The following is a 17,049-nucleotide window of genomic DNA, read 5'->3' as shown; positions in this document are numbered from 1 at the left end:
TAATTCACCGAGAATTGCTGTTAGGAAGTTTGATTTTATTTACAGGAGATATGCTGTTTTATTATAATGGATCACAAACTGATTTTATTTCCAATATGTCAACTGTATCATCAGAACGAATTATAATAAGCGGAATATGTGCACTTATTTCGACATGGTTGTATACATTAGCTTCAGGTCAAATATATTTTGCTTTCCAATCTGCAAAAATATGGATTAGATTAACAGTATTCCTTTCTTTTTTAGCTGTAATGATCTCTTTTGGTATAGTCCACGCTGCTTATATCGCAATTGCAACTTCGGCAAAAAACGCTGCTGAATTAGACATTACACCAAGCTCACTTACTGAGTTGGCAGTTTCTGCCAATAATGCGCTTCGTTATCTGGCTTATATACCTTTTGCTATCTTCAGCTTTTTATTTGCGACAACTGTTTGGGCAAACGCCACTTATTATCCTCGATGGCTTATTTTGTTTAATCCTGTCATTCCTTTTTTGTTAACAGATCTAATTACAAATCATTTTGAGGGAAAAATAAAAGCAATTATTGGTGGTGGTTACCTAAACCTAATTTTATTATTATTTTTTTGTTGCTCTACGTTTGCTTTGTGGCTAAATAAGAAGAAAGCTCCCTAAGGCAAGGCGATAAGCGGCCAAGTGCGTTGTTATAAGATATTTTTTGAGAATGACTTAACGACCTATTACTTCAAAATGCATGTTTCAGAGCTATCTGAGCGAGCTTAATTCAATGCGTGTTGCTGCAGGGTGTAGGCACCTTTCAAACCAGCGCAACGATGAAGTGGGTTTGCTCAGAAGCGTCGTCTCGGCGAGTTTAAACAGGGTTTATGCTGCGTTATTAATTTTGATAAGAGAACAATCATTATCTTCAATTAATACCTTACCTAAATCTTGTTTAATTCTCGCTGAAATCACGAATTTTGAGGTGTCATGGGTATATATGGCATTGAGGTTGTAGAATAATTAAATGTAATTTTACAGGCTCGTTATGTGAATCTGAGGTAAGTATGAAAAAAATATTTTTCTTTTTAATTATTGTAGGTGCGGCTTGGGAACTTTACAATTACTCAGGCCAAGTGTCACTAGGGCCTGGTGTAATGGTAAGCGAACTTCCACAGCAGGAAAGCATCGATTCACCTGTTAGTTACAGTATTGATGATTATTCAATTACGGAGACTGCAAAATTTAGTATTAGGGCAAAAGTACTATCAAGAAAAAATTATCATATTGGTCGTGAAGCAGATCTCTCACCTATTGATCTAGCATTGGGTTGGGGCAATATGTCAGATGAAGTTGTTCTCGAAAAAATTAAAATATCACAATCGCGTCGATTTTATCGATGGCATGTGGAGTCCTTCCCGATACCGAGACGTGAAATAGAAACACATAGTGCTAATATGCATATTATTCCTGCAAATGATAAAGTGAAAAGTGTTATTGATAGAGTTCGCAAAGGCGATATCATTGAGATATCAGGTAGCTTAGTAAATGTGATGTCTAATACTGATGACTGGCATTGGAGTAGTTCGCTGACACGAAATGATACTGGAAAAGGGGCTTGTGAGTTGATTTGGGTAGAAAGCCTCGACATAGTTACACTCTAAATATTTTTGTCTTGTGACCAAGCTATACCCAGCCAAGATCACACTCATATTGCTTTTGATATTTCAGCCTTAAACTTTATCAAATTATTGAACACAAACTTAAGCTGTGATTACCTATATTTTTTCGGTTTAAAAAGTATCCGACATCATTAATTGTAATAAAACGAATGTATTTATGAGTTATGACAAGTAATGATTAAATTACTAGTATATATTTTGTTTCAATTCTGATTATTTAGTCGTTAATTATCAGTATTATTTGTGTCATCATACTTTTAGTTTTTAACTATTTTCATTATCAAGGTCGTCTTTTATGAAAGTACTTTTTCGAATGTTAATTGCAGTATTGCTTATTATTACAGCATTAAGTTCATATGGTTTTGGCAACGAAACGGGTTTTTTTATATTTATTGTTTTAGGCTTTATTTTTGAAGCTGCATTTTGGCTTAACTTATTTCCATTTAAAAAGCGTAAAAAAGGATAAGAGTCTTGATTAGACCTGTACAACAAAATGATATTGATGCGATTACGCATATTTATAATCATTACATTTTGAACACATATATTACTTTTGAAACTGAACAACTATCTGTTGAAGATATGCGTGTGCGCATAGTTAATATTCAAGCTGATAATCTGCCTTGGTTAGTAGCACGCAATGAAAATAGCACTGTTGTAGGATATGCTTATGCAAATAAATGGAATGGTCGCTGTGCTTATAAACATTCAGTTGAAGTAACCGTTTATCTGGAGCAGAACATAAAATCTGAAGGTTGGGGAACAAAATTATACACTCAGTTAATTTCGAAATTAAAGAATAAAGGGATCCATTCTTTAATTGGTGGTATTGCCCTACCGAATCCTGCAAGCATTGCTTTGCATGAAAAATTTGGCATGAAGCAAGTCGCTCATTTCGAAGAGATAGGTTTCAAGTTTGATAAATGGGTTGATGTTGGTTATTGGCAGTGTTTAATTAATAAAACATAATTTATTTGAATAAGAAAAAATGACAAATATTAATTTAAGACAAGCAACAATAGCAGACTTAGAAATACTATTACAGTTTGAGCAAAATGTATTAGAAGCTGAGCGACCTTTTAACTCATCAATTAAGCCAGTTGACGCCAGTTATTACGATTTAAAGGATATGATCAATGATGATAATACACTTTTGCTTGTCGCTTATATTGATAATCAAATAATTGGTTCTGGATACGCACAAATAAGGCCTTCTAAAACATCATCTTTAATTCATAAAACTCATTCATATTTAGGTTTTATGTATGTAGAAACAGAGTTCAGAGGTTTGGGCATTAATAAAAAAATTATCGATGAACTTATTGAATGGACTAAAAATCAAGGAGTTTCAGATGTATATCTTGATGTCTATGAAGATAATAAAGCCGCAATTCGTGCCTATGAAAAAGTAGGGTTTTCTATGTCATTAGTGGAAATGAAATTGAACATTGTTTAGCTCTGTCATTAAAATATCATAGGCATAAAGTTTTGGTTGGACATTTACGATTCAACTATTTGCTTTTACACTATAGTATAAGTGTGACTTATTAATGGGTTGAGCTATGACATTTTCGATAAACAAACCTACGTTAGCAATAAATAAAATCGATTTGCTTAGTAAAAAACAAGAACAGCAAAACGAACAGTTATCGTCAGGTTTTAAAATCAATTCAGCAAAAGATGATGCTGCCGGTCTACAAATATCAAATAGATTATCTGCAGAAATAGCTGGATTAAACCGCCTCTCTGTAAATGCGCAAGATCAGGTTAATTTAAATAACGTCACTGATGCCCAGCTATCATCTATTACAAATACATTATTACGAGTTAATGAATTGTCTATTCAATCTGGTAATCCTTTATATTCGAATAGTGCGATTCAAATTGAGTTTGAGCAACTAACAGAAGAAATCAATCTTGTTGCTGGACATGCGCTCGGAGATTCAAAGTTTATTTCTGGATTAGATTCAAGTAATCCTGTCGCTACACAAAATTTGATTACAGAGGCTTTAGAAGCTGTTGCTTCAAATTCGACTGATATTGGAGCACAATCTAATACTTTGAATAGTCAAATATCAACTTATGAAGTTGCTAGTATTAATAGTCGGTCTTCTCGTTCTCGTATTTTAGATACAGATTATGCGACAGCCGTTTCAGAGCAGAAAAACAATAACTTACTTTTACAAGCTTCCTTAATCATCCAAAAAGAAGATGAAGATAGAAAAGGTTTATTAGTTAATAAATTAGTCTAAATTTAAAATAATTAGCATCTTAATATCAAATTAATAAATTTTTTAAAGGATACAAACTTGATGAAAAACCATTTGCTACTTTTTACTTTAAAATTAATTACTTTGAGTTTTGTCGTAAGTCTCGTTGCTTGTAAAAGTACTAACCCTATGAAAAATGCGCAAGATTATTGTTTGGAACACGATAGGGATCAATTTAAGAATTGTGTTAGGTATCGTAAAGACTATTTAATTGAAAAACAAAAAGTGATTACTAAATTTAAAGAGAATACAAAAAGATGTGAAGAATATGCTATTTATAAAATTGGTGGGGTAAGTAATCAATGCAGCAACAATAATAACGACATAGTTAAAACTGCTACAGCATCGGTTTCAGGAAATGTGAACTCTCAACAAAACTGTGATAAGCAAAGTAATTCAGCTAATCGAAATAATAACACTTCCGTACACCAAATAAGAATGGATATGCAAAAAAAGGATATAACTAAGGAGTGCATGAAAGATTATGGTTGGAAAAGTGATAAATCATATCGAGCTGAATTAAAGGTATTAAAACAAAAGTTTGGCTATGCTGAGCTTTAGTTTTTTCTGACTGTTGTTGTAATTATAAATTACCTTAAAATTCATAAAAATGGACTTTTGGTGTATTGCTAGAAGCAACTTATTACATTATTCGATACTGAATAAATAGTTTAAAGAAATAGGTTTTATACTAAATAGACGAAGTCAGAATAGGCGTTCTTGCTTCTTATTTTTAAGGAATAGTTGATTACAGGAGCCGTATACGAGGTCGGTACTTACGGTTCTGTGAGAGAGGTGAGACGATAGCCTCACCTTACTTGATTTTTTAAGGTTTTGAATTAGAAGTCACCTCTAATTCCTATAGTGAAATTCCTACCAGGTAAAGGTGCTTGTTCTTTTATAAATGAATTATGAACAAAACCCAACTTATCTGTAATATTGTTAGCTCTAATAAATAACGTAGAGTCAGTTCCTAATGCATTTAAATAATAACTAAAACCAAAATCAACTAACGTATAGGCATCTGTTTTAGTTTCATACTGTGCAAGTCTATTGTGAGATAAATAATGAGTGACTGTCATATCAAAATCCCAATTTTGGTTTTGTAATTTAAAACTAGATCCAAGTTTATTTGACGGGATCCTAGGAATATATGAGTCATCATCTAATTTAGCGGTAATGGAGTCAGCAAAAACTTTTACCATCATATTATTATTAAGTTGATAATGTGAATCTAACTCAAAACCATATAAACGTGCATTTGCGGTATTAAATTGATATACCACCATGGCTTCTTCGTCCGAGCAACATAACATATCAGCACGTACTAACTCGTTAGAGTGTGCGTCAAATACATAACCGGTATTTTGTTGATGGTAATAATCATTTATATCGTTATAAAATAAGTTGGCAGTAAAACCAAAGTTACCAGTGTATTTTCGTAAAGTGAAATCTATATTATTTGCGGTTTCTTGTTTTATATCTTCTGGTTCAAAATGAAGCTCTATATGGTCGTCAGTTTCGTTTTCAATCTCATACGCAGCACCTAAGTCATAGGTACCAGTAGCGATATGTATGCCATTTGATAATAACTCCGCAGAAGAGGGTGCTCTTTGTGAATGCGTTAAGCTAAAAGAGGCTGAATAACCTTTGGCAAACTGATATACAGCACCCGCTGAGAAACTCAAATTATTGAATGATTGTGAAAAGCTTTCTTTTGAGTCATGCTCTTCATGTTCATGTTCATGTTCACCATGTCCGGTTTCTAAATTATCAGAAGTTAATTTATAATCTTCGAATCGCGCACCTAGCTCAATTGTTACATCATTAAGTTGACGTTCTTCTAATATGAATAAAGCATGCTGCTTTGTGACTGATGCAGGAGTGAAAGCTTCTTCGCCAACAGCTTCATATTCAGACGTTAGGTTATGGAAACCTAATACACCATGCCACTTGTTGATATTATGTTCAACAGTTATACGAGATTCTAAACTATCATTTTTAAACAAGGTACCAACTTCATCACCCTCAATTTCTGCATGTTGATAATTTGTATAACCAAATTTAGCTTCTACTTTTTCAATGATGTCATGATGCGGTGTCCAGATAAATAATGCTTGAGTACGTTCTTGCTTCATTCTAGCAAAAACAGGATACTCTTGTTCATCTTGTTCATCATGTTCATCATGTTCATCATGTTCATCATGTTCATCATGTTCATCATGTTCATCATGGCCGTGGTCATGTCCTGGTATGCCATAATCTGAATCTAATTTACTATAAAAAATACCAGCAGTGAAATGATCCGCAATATAGCTAGTGCCTATATTATAAGTAGTTGACTCTAAAAATGTATTTTCAATTTCTGATAATACTTCTTTATCACCATCATCATGTTCGAATGTAAAGTCTGGTGTTCGCGTATTATCGCTGTTGCGATTAGATGCATCAAAATGGAAATTAAAATTAGATTTTCCGCCTTTTAAAGCCAAAGCTTGAGTTTGTGCGTTTGAGCCAGAATCATATCTGACATCAAAAGCACCAGAGAGGCTATCTAACTGACTTGTTGGGATACGCTGATCAACTACATTAACAACACCACCAATAGCGCCTGAGCCATATAATAAAGTAACAGGCCCTCTTAATACTTCAATTTGTTCTGCTGTTAAAGATTCTGTTGTAGTGGCATGATCTGGGCCAATACGAGATGCATCACTTGTATCTAAGCCATTCTGCATTACTTTAACGCGAGGGCCATCCATACCGCGAATGATCGGAGAAGAGGCAACAGGACCAAAATAAGTAGAATTAACACCGGGTATACCTTTTAAGGTTTCACCTAGTGTAGCCTGTGCTTTATTTTTAAGTTGATCGCCACTTAATACTGAAACAGGCGAAACCATTTCCATATTATTTTTATGCAAACCAGAGGCGTATACAACAACAGACTCTATTGCAGCGGCATCGAGTACAATATTTAGATTTGGCTGTTCAAGTGTTACCTCAATTCTTTGATCTAAATAACTATTTTTACTAATATGAAGTTGTCCACTGGTATCTAGTTCAATGGTAAATTCACCTTTACTGTTACTTAATACATGTTGTTTTTTCCCATGGTAATGAATGCGAGCATTACTGATAGGCAAATTATTATTATCTACAATAACTCCAGAAACTGGTGCGGCAATTGCTTTAGTACTAACTAGAGAAGTTAAAACAGCACTTGCTAATAATGACATTTTCATTTACTTAAAACCTTTATGTTTTGTTATACTGTAACATTAAAGGTAGTTTAAATGTAATGTGATATTATATCAATACTGTTTTGAGAATTATTAAGTAAGATCTCTGGTCTATACTAATAAGTATGTATAAATATTTGGAGTATTAAGATGGCTGATAAAAGCAGATTGTTTAAAGCACATATTGATGTTTCTGATATTGATCATCATAGGTATGAACATAAAGATTTTACACTGGCTTTGCTACCAAACGAAGATATAACACATTTCTTATTAAAACTAATAGGTTATAGTTTATTGCCATTGAATGAAGCTAATATCTATAGCCCTAAAGCACATGTGTTTAACCCCGATGTGGGTATTCAATCATTAGATGAGCGTTTTGAGATCTGGTTAGATGCGGGATTTCCATCAATAAAACGTATTGATAAAGCATCACATAAGGCAAAACAGATAATTATTTTAACGCCAACATATAGTGATTGGTTAGATGAAAACAAACAAAAATTAAGATTAATTGATAACTTACAGTTAATTTCTATAGATAATTGTTTTATAAATAATATTGAAGACAATATTGAAAGAAAGTTAGATTGGTCGGTAATATTAGAAAGTAATAAAATTTCTATATCAGATAATCATGGCTTTTATGAAGCAAATTTAAATACGCTTTCTTTAGCTTAAGGAAGTTTAATCAAGCTCTAAATCAACATCACCATCTGGAACCGCACAGCATAATAAAATTTCACCTTCACGTATAAAGGCTAAGGGTTCAATTTTATAATTAACTTTTCCTTTAACAAGTTTACAGCGACACGCACCACAATAACCTTCACGGCAATGATAATGCACTTCTACTTTTTCTTTTTCTAGGAAGTCTAGCAAGGTATTATCACAAAGCTTATCAAATTGCGAATCAATAAGCTTTGTATTAACAGATACTTTATCTGTCATTGATATTTAAACTCCTATAGATCGAAATCATCGAAGTCTGAAGCATCAACCGCAGCATCAACTTGACCTACTAAATAAGAGGTTATTTCACTTTCTTGTGGTGCAACTTGCACATTGTCACTTACTAAATATGAGTTGATCCAAGGTAATGGATTACTTTTAATTTTAAAAGGAGCATCATAGCCGATAGCTTGCATACGGTGATTACTAATATATTCAACATATTGCTTTAAAATCTGCGCATTAAGGCCAATCATTGAACCATCTTTGAACAAGTAATCAGCCCATTCTTTTTCTTGTTCAACAACATCTAAGAAAATTTGACGACCTTCATCATGCAATTTTTTACAAATTTCAGTCATTTCTGGATCATCGTTACCATTCATCCAGTTATTTAAAATATGCTGTGTTCCAGTTAAATGTAATGCTTCATCACGTGCGATTAACTTAATTATTTTTGCATTACCTTCAAGTAATTCTCGCTCAGCAAACGCAAAACTACACGCAAAGCTGACATAAAAGCGGATTGCCTCTAATGCATTTACCGAACATATAGCTAAAAATAAACGCTCTTTTAACTTACGTCTACTTACTTCGATAGACTTACCTTCAACGACATATGTACCTTCACCTTGAGATTGTAATAATTGAGTTGTTAAAATAACATCATCAAAGTACTTAGCAATACTACTCGCACGTTTTAAAATTGCAGGGTTAACCATAATATCGTCAAAAACTTCACTTGGATCTGTGAATAAATTTCTTAAAATATGAGTATATGAACGAGAGTGTATTGTTTCACTAAATGCCCATGTTTCTACCCAAGTTTCAATTTCTGGTAAAGAAACTAAAGGGAGTAAAACAGCATTTACTGAACGCGCAGCCATACTATCTAATAATGTTTGGTACTTAAGGTTAGAAATGAAAATGTGCTTTTCCGGAGCAGACAATCCTTGCCAATCAGATCTATCTTTAGATACATCAATTTCTTCAGGACGCCAAAAAAACGATAGTTGCTTTTCTATTAATTTTTCAAATGCAGCATGTTTTTGAATATCATATCGAGAAACATTTACGCTGTTTCCCATGAACATAGGCTCAAGTAAGGCATTATTGGTGTTTTGGTTAAAAGTTGTATAAGTCATTTATTTTTTAACTCTTAAAGTTACTTTTAATATTGAACGGTCAATGGATAGATAAAAGCCGCAAAGAATGCGGCTAAAATTTGAGGTTTAAATCTTACAGGCTCCGCCTTCACAACCATCATCTTCTTCGATTATATCTTCTTGTGTATCAGCTGCACCATCACGTGTATTGTGATAATAAAGAGTTTTAATACCTAGTTTATAAGCCGTTAATAAATCTTTTAATAGTAATTTAAGAGGTACTTTACCGCCGTCAAATTTATTTGGATCATAGTTTGTATTTGCTGAAATTGCTTGGTCTACAAATTTCTGCATAATACCAACAAGCTGTAAATAACCATCGTTAGAAGAGATATCCCATAATAATTCATATTTATCTTTTAAGCGGTTATATTCAGGAACAACTTGCTTCAATATACCATCTTTACTTGCTTTTATACTGATATGCCCACGGGGTGGTTCAATTCCATTTGTAGCATTAGAGATTTGAGACGATGTCTCAGAAGGCATCAACGCAGAAACCGTTGAGTTTCGCATGCCATGTTCTTTAATACTCTTACGCAAACCATCCCAATCTAGATGCATTTTTTCGTCACATACTTTATCTAAATCTTTTTTGTAAGTATCAATTGGCATAAGACCTTGAGAGTACGTTGTTTCATTAAATTTTGGACAGGCGCCTTTTTCTTTTGCTAAAACATTAGATGCTTTCATCAAGTAAAATTGTAATGCTTCAAAAGTTCTATGCGTGAGGGCATTTGCACTTCCATCAGAATATTTAACACCATTTTTAGCAAGATAATATGCGTAGTTAATCACACCTATCCCTAAAGTACGACGTCCCATTGAAGCATTTTTAGCAGCCGGAACAGGGTAGTCTTGATAATCTAACAAATCATCTAAAGCACGTACTGCTAATTCAGCTAGCTCTTCTAATTCATCTAAAGAGTCAATCGCGCCAAGATTTAATGCAGATAATGTACAAAGCGCTATTTCACCTTCTTCATCCATTACATGTTCTAGAGGTTTAGTTGGTAATGCAATTTCTAAACATAAGTTAGATTGACGTATAGGTGCCACTGTTGAGATAAATGGACTGTGTGTATTACAGTGATCAACATTTTGTAAATAGATACGACCTGTGCTTGCGCGTTCTTGGGCAAATACAGAGAATAACTCAATTGCTTTGATACGTTTTTTACGAATAGAGTCATCTTGCTCATATAGTGTGTAAAGTGCATCAAACTTTTCTTGGTCTTCAAAAAAAGCATCATAGAGGCCAGGTACATCTGATGGGCTAAATAATGTGATGTAATCATCTTTGATTAAACGGCTATACATTAGCTTGTTAAATTGAACACCGTAATCTAAATGTCTGACACGGTTATCATCAACACCACGGTTATTTTTAAGCACTAGCAGATTTTCAACTTCTAAATGCCATAACGGATAAAATAGTGTTGCTGCGCCACCTCGCACACCACCTTGAGAACAACTTTTTACAGCTGTTTGGAAATGTTTATAAAATGGAATACAACCAGTATGGAATGCTTCACCATTTCTGATTGCACTACCTAAAGCACGAATGCGACCTGCATTGATACCAATACCAGCTCGTTGGCTTACGTATTTTACAATTCCTGATGAAGTCGCATTGATTGAATCTAAGCTATCGCCACATTCAATTAATACACAAGAACTAAACTGTCTTGTAGGCGTACGAACACCGGCCATAATTGGTGTAGGTAAAGATATTTTAAAAGTCGAAACAGCATCATAAAAACGTTTGATATAATCAAGGCGCGTTTCAACAGGGTATTTAGCAAATAAGCTGGCAGCAACCAGAATATATAAAAACTGTGCGCTTTCATAAATTTCACCGGTTACACGGTTCTGAACTAAGTATTTACCTTCAAGCTGTTTTACAGCTGCATAACTAAAGTTCATATCACGATTGTGATCTAAGAATTCATCTAATTGATCTATTTCGTTTTCGGTATAATCAACTAATAAATGTTTATCGTAACGATTTTCTTCTACAAGCTTTACAACATGGTTATATAAGCGTGGCGGCTCAAATTTACCATAGGCTTTTTTACGAAGATGAAAAATTGCTAATCTCGCAGCAAGATACTGATAATCTGGAGTTTCTTTAGATATTAAGTCGGCTGCAGATTTGATGATAGTTTCATGAATATCTGAAGTACGAATACCATCGTAGAATTGTATGTGAGATTTTAACTCAACTTGAGATACAGAAACATTGTCAAGACCTTCTGCGGCCCACTCTACAACACGGTGGATCTTTTCTAGATCAAGAGATTCCTTTATACCGTCACGTTTGCTCACAGATAGCTGTTGATTCATAATTTGCCTGAGTTCCTTGATTGTTACCGAAAATTTCGAAACGAATATTAAAAATATATAAGCTTTTTATCAGCTTTACTTCAAAAATGAAGTCAGCACATTTATTATATTATTTATACTTGCATTTAATAGTTTTATTGCTTAAAAGCTATGTATGCAAATAAACTGTAGAGCACAAGATAGAGCGGTATGAGATCATTTGCAAGGGACAGAATAAGCTCACAATGTGGATAAGTAGGGGATAGTTTTAGATGGTTAGTGTTCATTAACCTTTTATCATTTGATTTATTAGAAATATCTAAAAATCAACTAAGATTTACATAAATAAAATTATTTTAATTTTTTAAACTGTTTAATTGCAAACTAAGTATGATTATTATAATAATTGCAATTAACACAATATGTAGTGTTCATTAATCGAACTAATCACTAGATATAGTTGAGCACTTTGTAGTCGTTAATTGAACATATCTTAACTAGAAGGGAGAATTCATGTTTTAACAAGGATTTAAAGTACTGTCATTCCGGAATTTAATCTCTATACCCAAATCACTTCAAGATGCAGGATTCAGTTGGAATTAGAAATGCTTTAGGCAAGGCATTGATTGAAGAACATGGTTATTCCCTTTTCAAAATCAATAACGCTGCATAAAGTATTTATAAACCAACCTTACAGGGACTTTTTAGCAAATCATGCTCGTTGTTGCCTGCATGGATGTAGGTACTAGAGCAATGCAGGAGCATATTGCCGGTCCATCTTTTTTTAAGGGAGTAACCATTAATGCAAAGATGCGCCTAGATCATGAATTGCTCAGCAGTCCTGAACCTCACATCTTGAAGTGGCTTGGGTATATACCCAAACCACTTCAAGATGCAGGATTCAGTTGGAATTAGAAATGCTTTAGGCAAGGCATTGATTGAAGAACATGGTTATTCCCTTTTCAAAATCAATAACGCTGCATAAAGTATTTATAAACCAACCTTACAGGGACTTTTTAGCAAATCATGCTCGTTGTTGCCTGCATGGATGTAGGTACTAGAGCAATGCAGGAGCATATTGCCGGTCCATCTTTTTTTAAGGGAGTAACCATTAATGCAAAGATGCGCCTAGATCATGAATTGCTCAGCAGTCCTGAACCTCACATCTTGAAGTGGCTTGGGTATATATAATAGCGCCCATTGTTCGAAGTTGTCACTAGATATAGTTTCAACGATTTGTAGCAGTTAATTGAAAAATATTTTATTCGTAATTAATTTTAATAAGATATATACCCATGCTACATGGAAATGCGCGATTTCAGCAATACTGTCGAGCAGCGTGCCAAATGTGAGTCATAAGATGTGTCGTTAAGTCATTTTCAACAAATATTTTATAACAACGCAGTTGGTCGCTTATCGTCTCGCCCTACGGGGGTTTGGGTATAAATGAAGGATTATTGATGTGTTTACAACATTAGTTTGTCCGAAATCGTATTCGAACAAACGTTAAGTTTTTATAAAATTATAAAACTTTTTCAAAATATAAGATGTAGTTCACGCTGACATCTTGATTAAGCTTATATTGACCTGATAATGGATTATAATTTAATCCAGCACTGGCTTTTACTTTTAGACCCTTGTGTTCAGCCCATGCAATTAAAGTTGAAGGTTTTATAAATTTCTTATGATCATGTGTGCCTTTTGGTACTAATTTCAAAATATGTTCGGCACCCAATATTGCAAATAAATATGACTTAATCGTTTTATTTAATGTAGAAAAAAATACTTTTCCGCCAGGTTTAACTAGTTTTGACACTGCCGCTATAACAGAAGCTGGATCTGGAACGTGTTCTAACATTTCCATACAGGTAACAACATCAAAAGACTCAGCGTTATCTTCAGAAAACGCTTCAGCGGTTGATTGTATGTAATTAACTTCAACCCCTGTTTCTAAACTATGTAATTTCGCAACGTTAAGCGGCTCTGTTCCCATATCTATTCCTGTGACTTGCGCACCTAATTTTGCCATGCTCTCACTCAGAATTCCGCCACCACAGCCTAGATCTAAAGTTTTTTTATCAAACAAGCCATTACATTTATTATTAATGAAATCCAATCTGAGAGGATTTATTTCGTGTAAGGGTTTGAACTCACCATCGAGATCCCACCATCTTTGAGCAATCGATTCAAACTTTGCTATTTCGGATGGATCTACATTTTGATGTTCGGTCATAAAAAGCCTCCTGATTAATCTGAGGGCATTATAAAGGGTAATTTTGTAAAATCACACAGGTTTACATCATGTAAATGAATAAAATGTATGATAGTATCGGCTGGTTAATAAAAAGAATATGTTATTTAAGTTAAGTAGACTGAAGGAAATGGCAACGAATGACTGATACCAATAATCAAATCGTTCCAGTTAATATTGAAGATGAACTTAAGAATTCATACCTAGATTATGCGATGAGTGTAATAGTAGGTCGTGCATTACCAGATGTACGAGATGGTCTTAAGCCTGTTCATCGTCGTGTTTTATTTGCGATGAATGAACTCAAAAATGACTGGAACAAGCCTTATAAAAAATCAGCCCGTGTTGTGGGCGATGTAATTGGTAAATATCACCCGCATGGTGATACAGCTGTATACGATACTATCGTACGTATGGCACAACCATTCTCAATGCGTTATTTATTAGTAGATGGCCAAGGTAACTTCGGTTCTGTTGATGGCGATTCTGCAGCAGCAATGCGTTATACCGAAATCCGTATGACTAAGCTATCTCACGAATTATTATCGGATCTTGAAAAAGAAACAGTTGATTTTGTAGAAAATTATGATGGTACGGAATTAATTCCTGCAGTTATGCCAACAAGAATACCAGCACTGTTAGTAAATGGTTCTTCTGGTATTGCAGTAGGCATGGCAACAAATATACCACCACATAATTTGACTGAAGTAATAAATGGTTGTTTAGCGTTAATGGCTGATGCTGATTTAACTGTTGAGCAATTAATGGAATATATTCCTGGTCCTGATTTTCCAACAGCGGGTATTATCAGTGGCATTAAAGGAATAGAATCTGGTTATGCTACGGGTCGTGGTAAAGTACATGTCCGTGCTAAAGCCGAAGTGCAAACTAACGAAAAAACGGGTCGTGAAACCATCATCGTTGATGAGTTACCGTACCAAGTTAATAAAGCACGTTTAATTGAAAAGATTGCTGAACTAGTAAAAGATAAGAAAATTGAAGGCATCAGTGCATTACGTGATGAGTCTGATAAAGACGGCATGCGTATTGTTGTAGAAATTAAACGTGGTGAAGTTGGTGAGGTTGTATTAAATAACCTTTACTCACAAACACAAATGCAAACAGTATTCGGTATGAATATGGTTGCACTAGATAATGGCCAACCTAAGTGTTTAACACTTAAAGAGATGCTTGAAGCCTTTATTATTCACCGCCGAGAAGTTGTAACTCGTCGTACAGTATTTGAATTACGTAAAGCACGTGATCGCGCACATATGCTAGAAGGTTTAGCTATTGCATTAGCAAACATAGATCCAATCATTGAATTGATTCGTAATTCACCAACGCCAGCTGATGCAAAAGAAGCATTACTAGCACGACCTTGGCAGCTGGGTAATGTACAAGCAATGCTTGAGAAAACGGGTGAAGATAACGTTGCTCGTCCAGAATGGTTAGAAGAAGGTCTGGGAATTCGTGATGGTGAGTACTATTTATCATTACAACAAGCACAAGCAATCTTAGATTTAAGACTTCATAAATTAACAGGCTTAGAGCATGAGAAAATAATTGCTGAATACCAAAGCCTTTTAGATATCATTGCAGAATTATTATTTATTCTTTCTAGTCCAGCACGTTTATTAGAAGTTATTCGTGAAGAATTAATCGAAATTAAAGAACAATATGGTGATGAACGTCGTACTGTGATCAGTGCACTGGCGCACGATATTAGCCTTGAAGATTTGATAAATGAAGAAGATGTTGTAGTGACATTATCACACGAAGGCTATGTTAAATACCAACCTTTAAGTGATTATGAAGCCCAACGTCGTGGCGGTAAAGGTAAATCAGCAACCCGTATGAAAGATGAAGATTTCATCGAACGCTTATTGGTTGCAAATACCCATGATACTATTTTATGTTTCTCTACAGCAGGTCGTTTATATTGGTTAAAAGTTTATCAATTACCATTAGCGAGTCGTGCTGCACGTGGTAAGCCGATTGTTAACTTATTACCTTTAGAAGAAAATGAACGTATTACAGCAATCTTACCAGTACGTGAATATGAAGAAGATAAATACATTTTCATGGCAACATCTAACGGTACAGTTAAGAAAACACCTTTAACTGCATACAGCCGTCAACGTGCTAGTGGTATTATTGCAATCAATTTAAATGACGATGATAGCTTAATCGGTGTTGATATCACTGACGGTAGCAATGAAATCATGTTGTTCTCAGATGCTGGTAAAGTTGTACGCTTCAAAGAAGCTGAAGAAATTGCAGTTCTAGATGAAAATGGCGAATCTATATTAGAAGAAAATGGTCAACCGATTCTTGATGAAGACGGTAAACCAGTTTTAGATGATAAAGGTGAACCTACATTTGATGATAATTGTTTACCACAAATTAAGTTTAAAGGTGTAAGACCTATGGGTCGTACAGCTACTGGTGTTCGTGGTATAAAACTTAAAGATGACGACAAAGTAGTATCATTAATAGTGCCTAAAACAGATGGTGATATACTAACAGTAACTGAAAATGGTTACGGTAAGCGTACAATACTAGCAGATTATCCGTCTAAGAGTCGTGCGACTCAAGGTGTTGTATCGATAAAAGTCAGTGAGCGAAATGGTAAAGTTGTTGGTGCTGTTCAAGTACTAGATAACGATGAAATTATGTTAATTACTAATCGCAGTACCTTAGTGCGTACACGTGTTCACGAAGTTTCAACTGTTGGTCGTAATACCCAAGGTGTTATATTGATCAGAACAGCTGAAGATGAACTTGTAGTTGGATTACAACGTATAGACGAAATAGAAGAAGCAATTGTTTACCCTGAAGCAGAAGGTGAAATAATTGAACAAAATGATACTTTAAAACAAGGTATTACAGAGGGGCATGAACCCGATGTAGCCGAACCTGAAAATTCTTCACTTGAAGGCGAAGAATAATCATAAAAAGCGGCCTTGAGCCGCTTTTTTTTACTTTAAAAGTTAGGTAAATTAATAAACCTGTTACGCAACTTTATTAAGGCCATTGCGTTGCATATTATAGGGCAAGAATAATATATCAGATTTAAACAATAATTAATGATTTAATATACTCGTTTAGCATAGGTATATACTTTGGTTGATTTTATTATTTTTGAACAATATTAAGTTTTTAACAGCGAAGCTGTCACTAATAAAATTTCTTTTGGGAA

General features: G+C 34.3%; 16 protein-coding genes. 11 read left to right on the top strand and 5 right to left on the bottom strand.

Annotation, left to right across the window (positions count from 1 at the left end; all coding sequences use genetic code 11):
• From CJF42_RS27640 to CJF42_RS18730, 7 genes are all read left to right on the top strand, one after another.
• Nucleotides 1-635: DUF6796 family protein (locus tag CJF42_RS27640; protein ID WP_170940660.1), on the top strand; the 635-nt coding region annotated here is incomplete at its 5' end.
• A gap of 389 nt (nucleotides 636-1,024) precedes the next feature.
• On the top strand, nucleotides 1,025-1,621 hold the full coding sequence (locus CJF42_RS18750; protein WP_095368144.1) for a hypothetical protein: 597 nt from the start codon (nucleotides 1,025-1,027) through the stop codon (nucleotides 1,619-1,621).
• A gap of 313 nt (nucleotides 1,622-1,934) precedes the next feature.
• Nucleotides 1,935-2,105: a hypothetical protein gene (locus tag CJF42_RS27635; RefSeq protein WP_170940659.1), complete on the top strand. Its 171-nt coding sequence runs from the start codon at nucleotides 1,935-1,937 to the stop codon at nucleotides 2,103-2,105.
• Between the two features lie 5 nt (nucleotides 2,106-2,110).
• Entirely contained in the window at nucleotides 2,111-2,608 is a 498-nt protein-coding gene (locus CJF42_RS18745; RefSeq protein ID WP_095368143.1) for an arsinothricin resistance N-acetyltransferase ArsN1 family B, read from the top strand.
• A gap of 19 nt (nucleotides 2,609-2,627) precedes the next feature.
• A complete protein-coding gene (locus CJF42_RS18740) occupies nucleotides 2,628-3,095 on the top strand; it encodes a GNAT family N-acetyltransferase (RefSeq protein ID WP_353651693.1) in 468 nt (155 codons plus the stop codon).
• A 106-nt stretch (nucleotides 3,096-3,201) separates the two neighbouring features.
• Nucleotides 3,202-3,891 carry a flagellin gene (locus CJF42_RS18735; RefSeq protein ID WP_095368142.1) on the top strand — a complete coding sequence of 230 codons (690 nt, stop codon included), beginning with the start codon at nucleotides 3,202-3,204 and terminating at the stop codon, nucleotides 3,889-3,891.
• A 60-nt stretch (nucleotides 3,892-3,951) separates the two neighbouring features.
• A complete protein-coding gene (locus CJF42_RS18730) occupies nucleotides 3,952-4,470 on the top strand; it encodes a hypothetical protein (protein WP_095368141.1) in 519 nt (172 codons plus the stop codon).
• A 278-nt stretch (nucleotides 4,471-4,748) separates the two neighbouring features.
• Here CJF42_RS18730 and CJF42_RS18725 read toward each other — a convergent pair whose 3' ends face one another.
• Nucleotides 4,749-7,154, bottom strand: coding sequence for a TonB-dependent receptor (locus tag CJF42_RS18725; protein ID WP_095368140.1), 2,406 nt, complete (start codon nucleotides 7,152-7,154; stop codon nucleotides 4,749-4,751).
• A gap of 147 nt (nucleotides 7,155-7,301) precedes the next feature.
• On the opposite strand from CJF42_RS18725, the gene CJF42_RS18720 reads away from it, so the two are divergent.
• The gene (locus tag CJF42_RS18720) at nucleotides 7,302-7,835 is read left to right on the top strand and encodes a YaeQ family protein (protein WP_095368139.1); all 534 of its coding nucleotides are present in this window, start codon (nucleotides 7,302-7,304) and stop codon (nucleotides 7,833-7,835) included.
• Nucleotides 7,836-7,841: 6 nt separating this feature from the next.
• Here the strand turns inward: CJF42_RS18720 and yfaE are convergent, their stop codons facing one another.
• From yfaE to nrdA, 3 genes are all read right to left on the bottom strand, one after another.
• A complete protein-coding gene (yfaE, locus tag CJF42_RS18715) occupies nucleotides 7,842-8,105 on the bottom strand; it encodes a class I ribonucleotide reductase maintenance protein YfaE (RefSeq protein WP_095368138.1) in 264 nt (87 codons plus the stop codon).
• A 14-nt stretch (nucleotides 8,106-8,119) separates the two neighbouring features.
• Nucleotides 8,120-9,250, bottom strand: coding sequence for a class Ia ribonucleoside-diphosphate reductase subunit beta (gene nrdB, locus CJF42_RS18710; RefSeq protein WP_095368137.1), 1,131 nt, complete (start codon nucleotides 9,248-9,250; stop codon nucleotides 8,120-8,122).
• Nucleotides 9,251-9,337: 87 nt separating this feature from the next.
• Nucleotides 9,338-11,617 carry a class 1a ribonucleoside-diphosphate reductase subunit alpha gene (gene nrdA / locus CJF42_RS18705; RefSeq protein ID WP_095368136.1) on the bottom strand — a complete coding sequence of 760 codons (2,280 nt, stop codon included), beginning with the start codon at nucleotides 11,615-11,617 and terminating at the stop codon, nucleotides 9,338-9,340.
• A gap of 693 nt (nucleotides 11,618-12,310) precedes the next feature.
• Here nrdA and CJF42_RS26870 point away from each other — a divergent pair.
• Nucleotides 12,311-12,511, top strand: a complete 201-nt coding sequence (locus CJF42_RS26870; RefSeq protein WP_141235590.1) for a hypothetical protein — start codon at nucleotides 12,311-12,313, stop codon at nucleotides 12,509-12,511.
• 111 nt (nucleotides 12,512-12,622) lie between these two features.
• The gene (locus tag CJF42_RS27630) at nucleotides 12,623-12,787 is read left to right on the top strand and encodes a hypothetical protein (protein WP_170940638.1); all 165 of its coding nucleotides are present in this window, start codon (nucleotides 12,623-12,625) and stop codon (nucleotides 12,785-12,787) included.
• A 331-nt stretch (nucleotides 12,788-13,118) separates the two neighbouring features.
• On the opposite strand, the gene ubiG is transcribed toward CJF42_RS27630, so the two are convergent.
• A complete protein-coding gene (gene ubiG / locus CJF42_RS18695; protein WP_095368135.1) occupies nucleotides 13,119-13,829 on the bottom strand; it encodes a bifunctional 2-polyprenyl-6-hydroxyphenol methylase/3-demethylubiquinol 3-O-methyltransferase UbiG in 711 nt (236 codons plus the stop codon).
• 158 nt (nucleotides 13,830-13,987) lie between these two features.
• Between ubiG and gyrA the strand changes: the two genes are divergently transcribed.
• Nucleotides 13,988-16,798 carry a DNA topoisomerase (ATP-hydrolyzing) subunit A gene (gene gyrA, locus CJF42_RS18690; RefSeq protein ID WP_095368134.1) on the top strand — a complete coding sequence of 937 codons (2,811 nt, stop codon included), beginning with the start codon at nucleotides 13,988-13,990 and terminating at the stop codon, nucleotides 16,796-16,798.
• Nucleotides 16,799-17,049 lie beyond the last annotated feature (251 nt).

This window comes from Pseudoalteromonas sp. NBT06-2 (assembly GCF_002276045.1).
In the GTDB taxonomy this organism is placed as follows: domain Bacteria; phylum Pseudomonadota; class Gammaproteobacteria; order Enterobacterales; family Alteromonadaceae; genus Pseudoalteromonas.
This window is presented reverse-complemented; position numbering and strand designations above follow the sequence as displayed.

Coding starts and splice junctions, on each gene's coding strand:
- yfaE (WP_095368138.1), bottom strand. CDS start 8,105: ATGACAGATAAAGTATCTGTTAATACAAAGCTTATTGATTCGCAATTT.
- nrdB (WP_095368137.1), bottom strand. CDS start 9,250: ATGACTTATACAACTTTTAACCAAAACACCAATAATGCCTTACTTGAG.
- ubiG (WP_095368135.1), bottom strand. CDS start 13,829: ATGACCGAACATCAAAATGTAGATCCATCCGAAATAGCAAAGTTTGAA.
- CJF42_RS26870 (WP_141235590.1), top strand. CDS start 12,311: ATGCTCGTTGTTGCCTGCATGGATGTAGGTACTAGAGCAATGCAGGAG.
- nrdA (WP_095368136.1), bottom strand. CDS start 11,617: ATGAATCAACAGCTATCTGTGAGCAAACGTGACGGTATAAAGGAATCT.
- gyrA (WP_095368134.1), top strand. CDS start 13,988: ATGACTGATACCAATAATCAAATCGTTCCAGTTAATATTGAAGATGAA.
- CJF42_RS18750 (WP_095368144.1), top strand. CDS start 1,025: ATGAAAAAAATATTTTTCTTTTTAATTATTGTAGGTGCGGCTTGGGAA.
- CJF42_RS18730 (WP_095368141.1), top strand. CDS start 3,952: ATGAAAAACCATTTGCTACTTTTTACTTTAAAATTAATTACTTTGAGT.
- CJF42_RS18720 (WP_095368139.1), top strand. CDS start 7,302: ATGGCTGATAAAAGCAGATTGTTTAAAGCACATATTGATGTTTCTGAT.
- CJF42_RS18735 (WP_095368142.1), top strand. CDS start 3,202: ATGACATTTTCGATAAACAAACCTACGTTAGCAATAAATAAAATCGAT.
- CJF42_RS18740 (WP_353651693.1), top strand. CDS start 2,628: ATGACAAATATTAATTTAAGACAAGCAACAATAGCAGACTTAGAAATA.
- CJF42_RS27635 (WP_170940659.1), top strand. CDS start 1,935: ATGAAAGTACTTTTTCGAATGTTAATTGCAGTATTGCTTATTATTACA.
- CJF42_RS18725 (WP_095368140.1), bottom strand. CDS start 7,154: ATGAAAATGTCATTATTAGCAAGTGCTGTTTTAACTTCTCTAGTTAGT.
- CJF42_RS27630 (WP_170940638.1), top strand. CDS start 12,623: ATGCTCGTTGTTGCCTGCATGGATGTAGGTACTAGAGCAATGCAGGAG.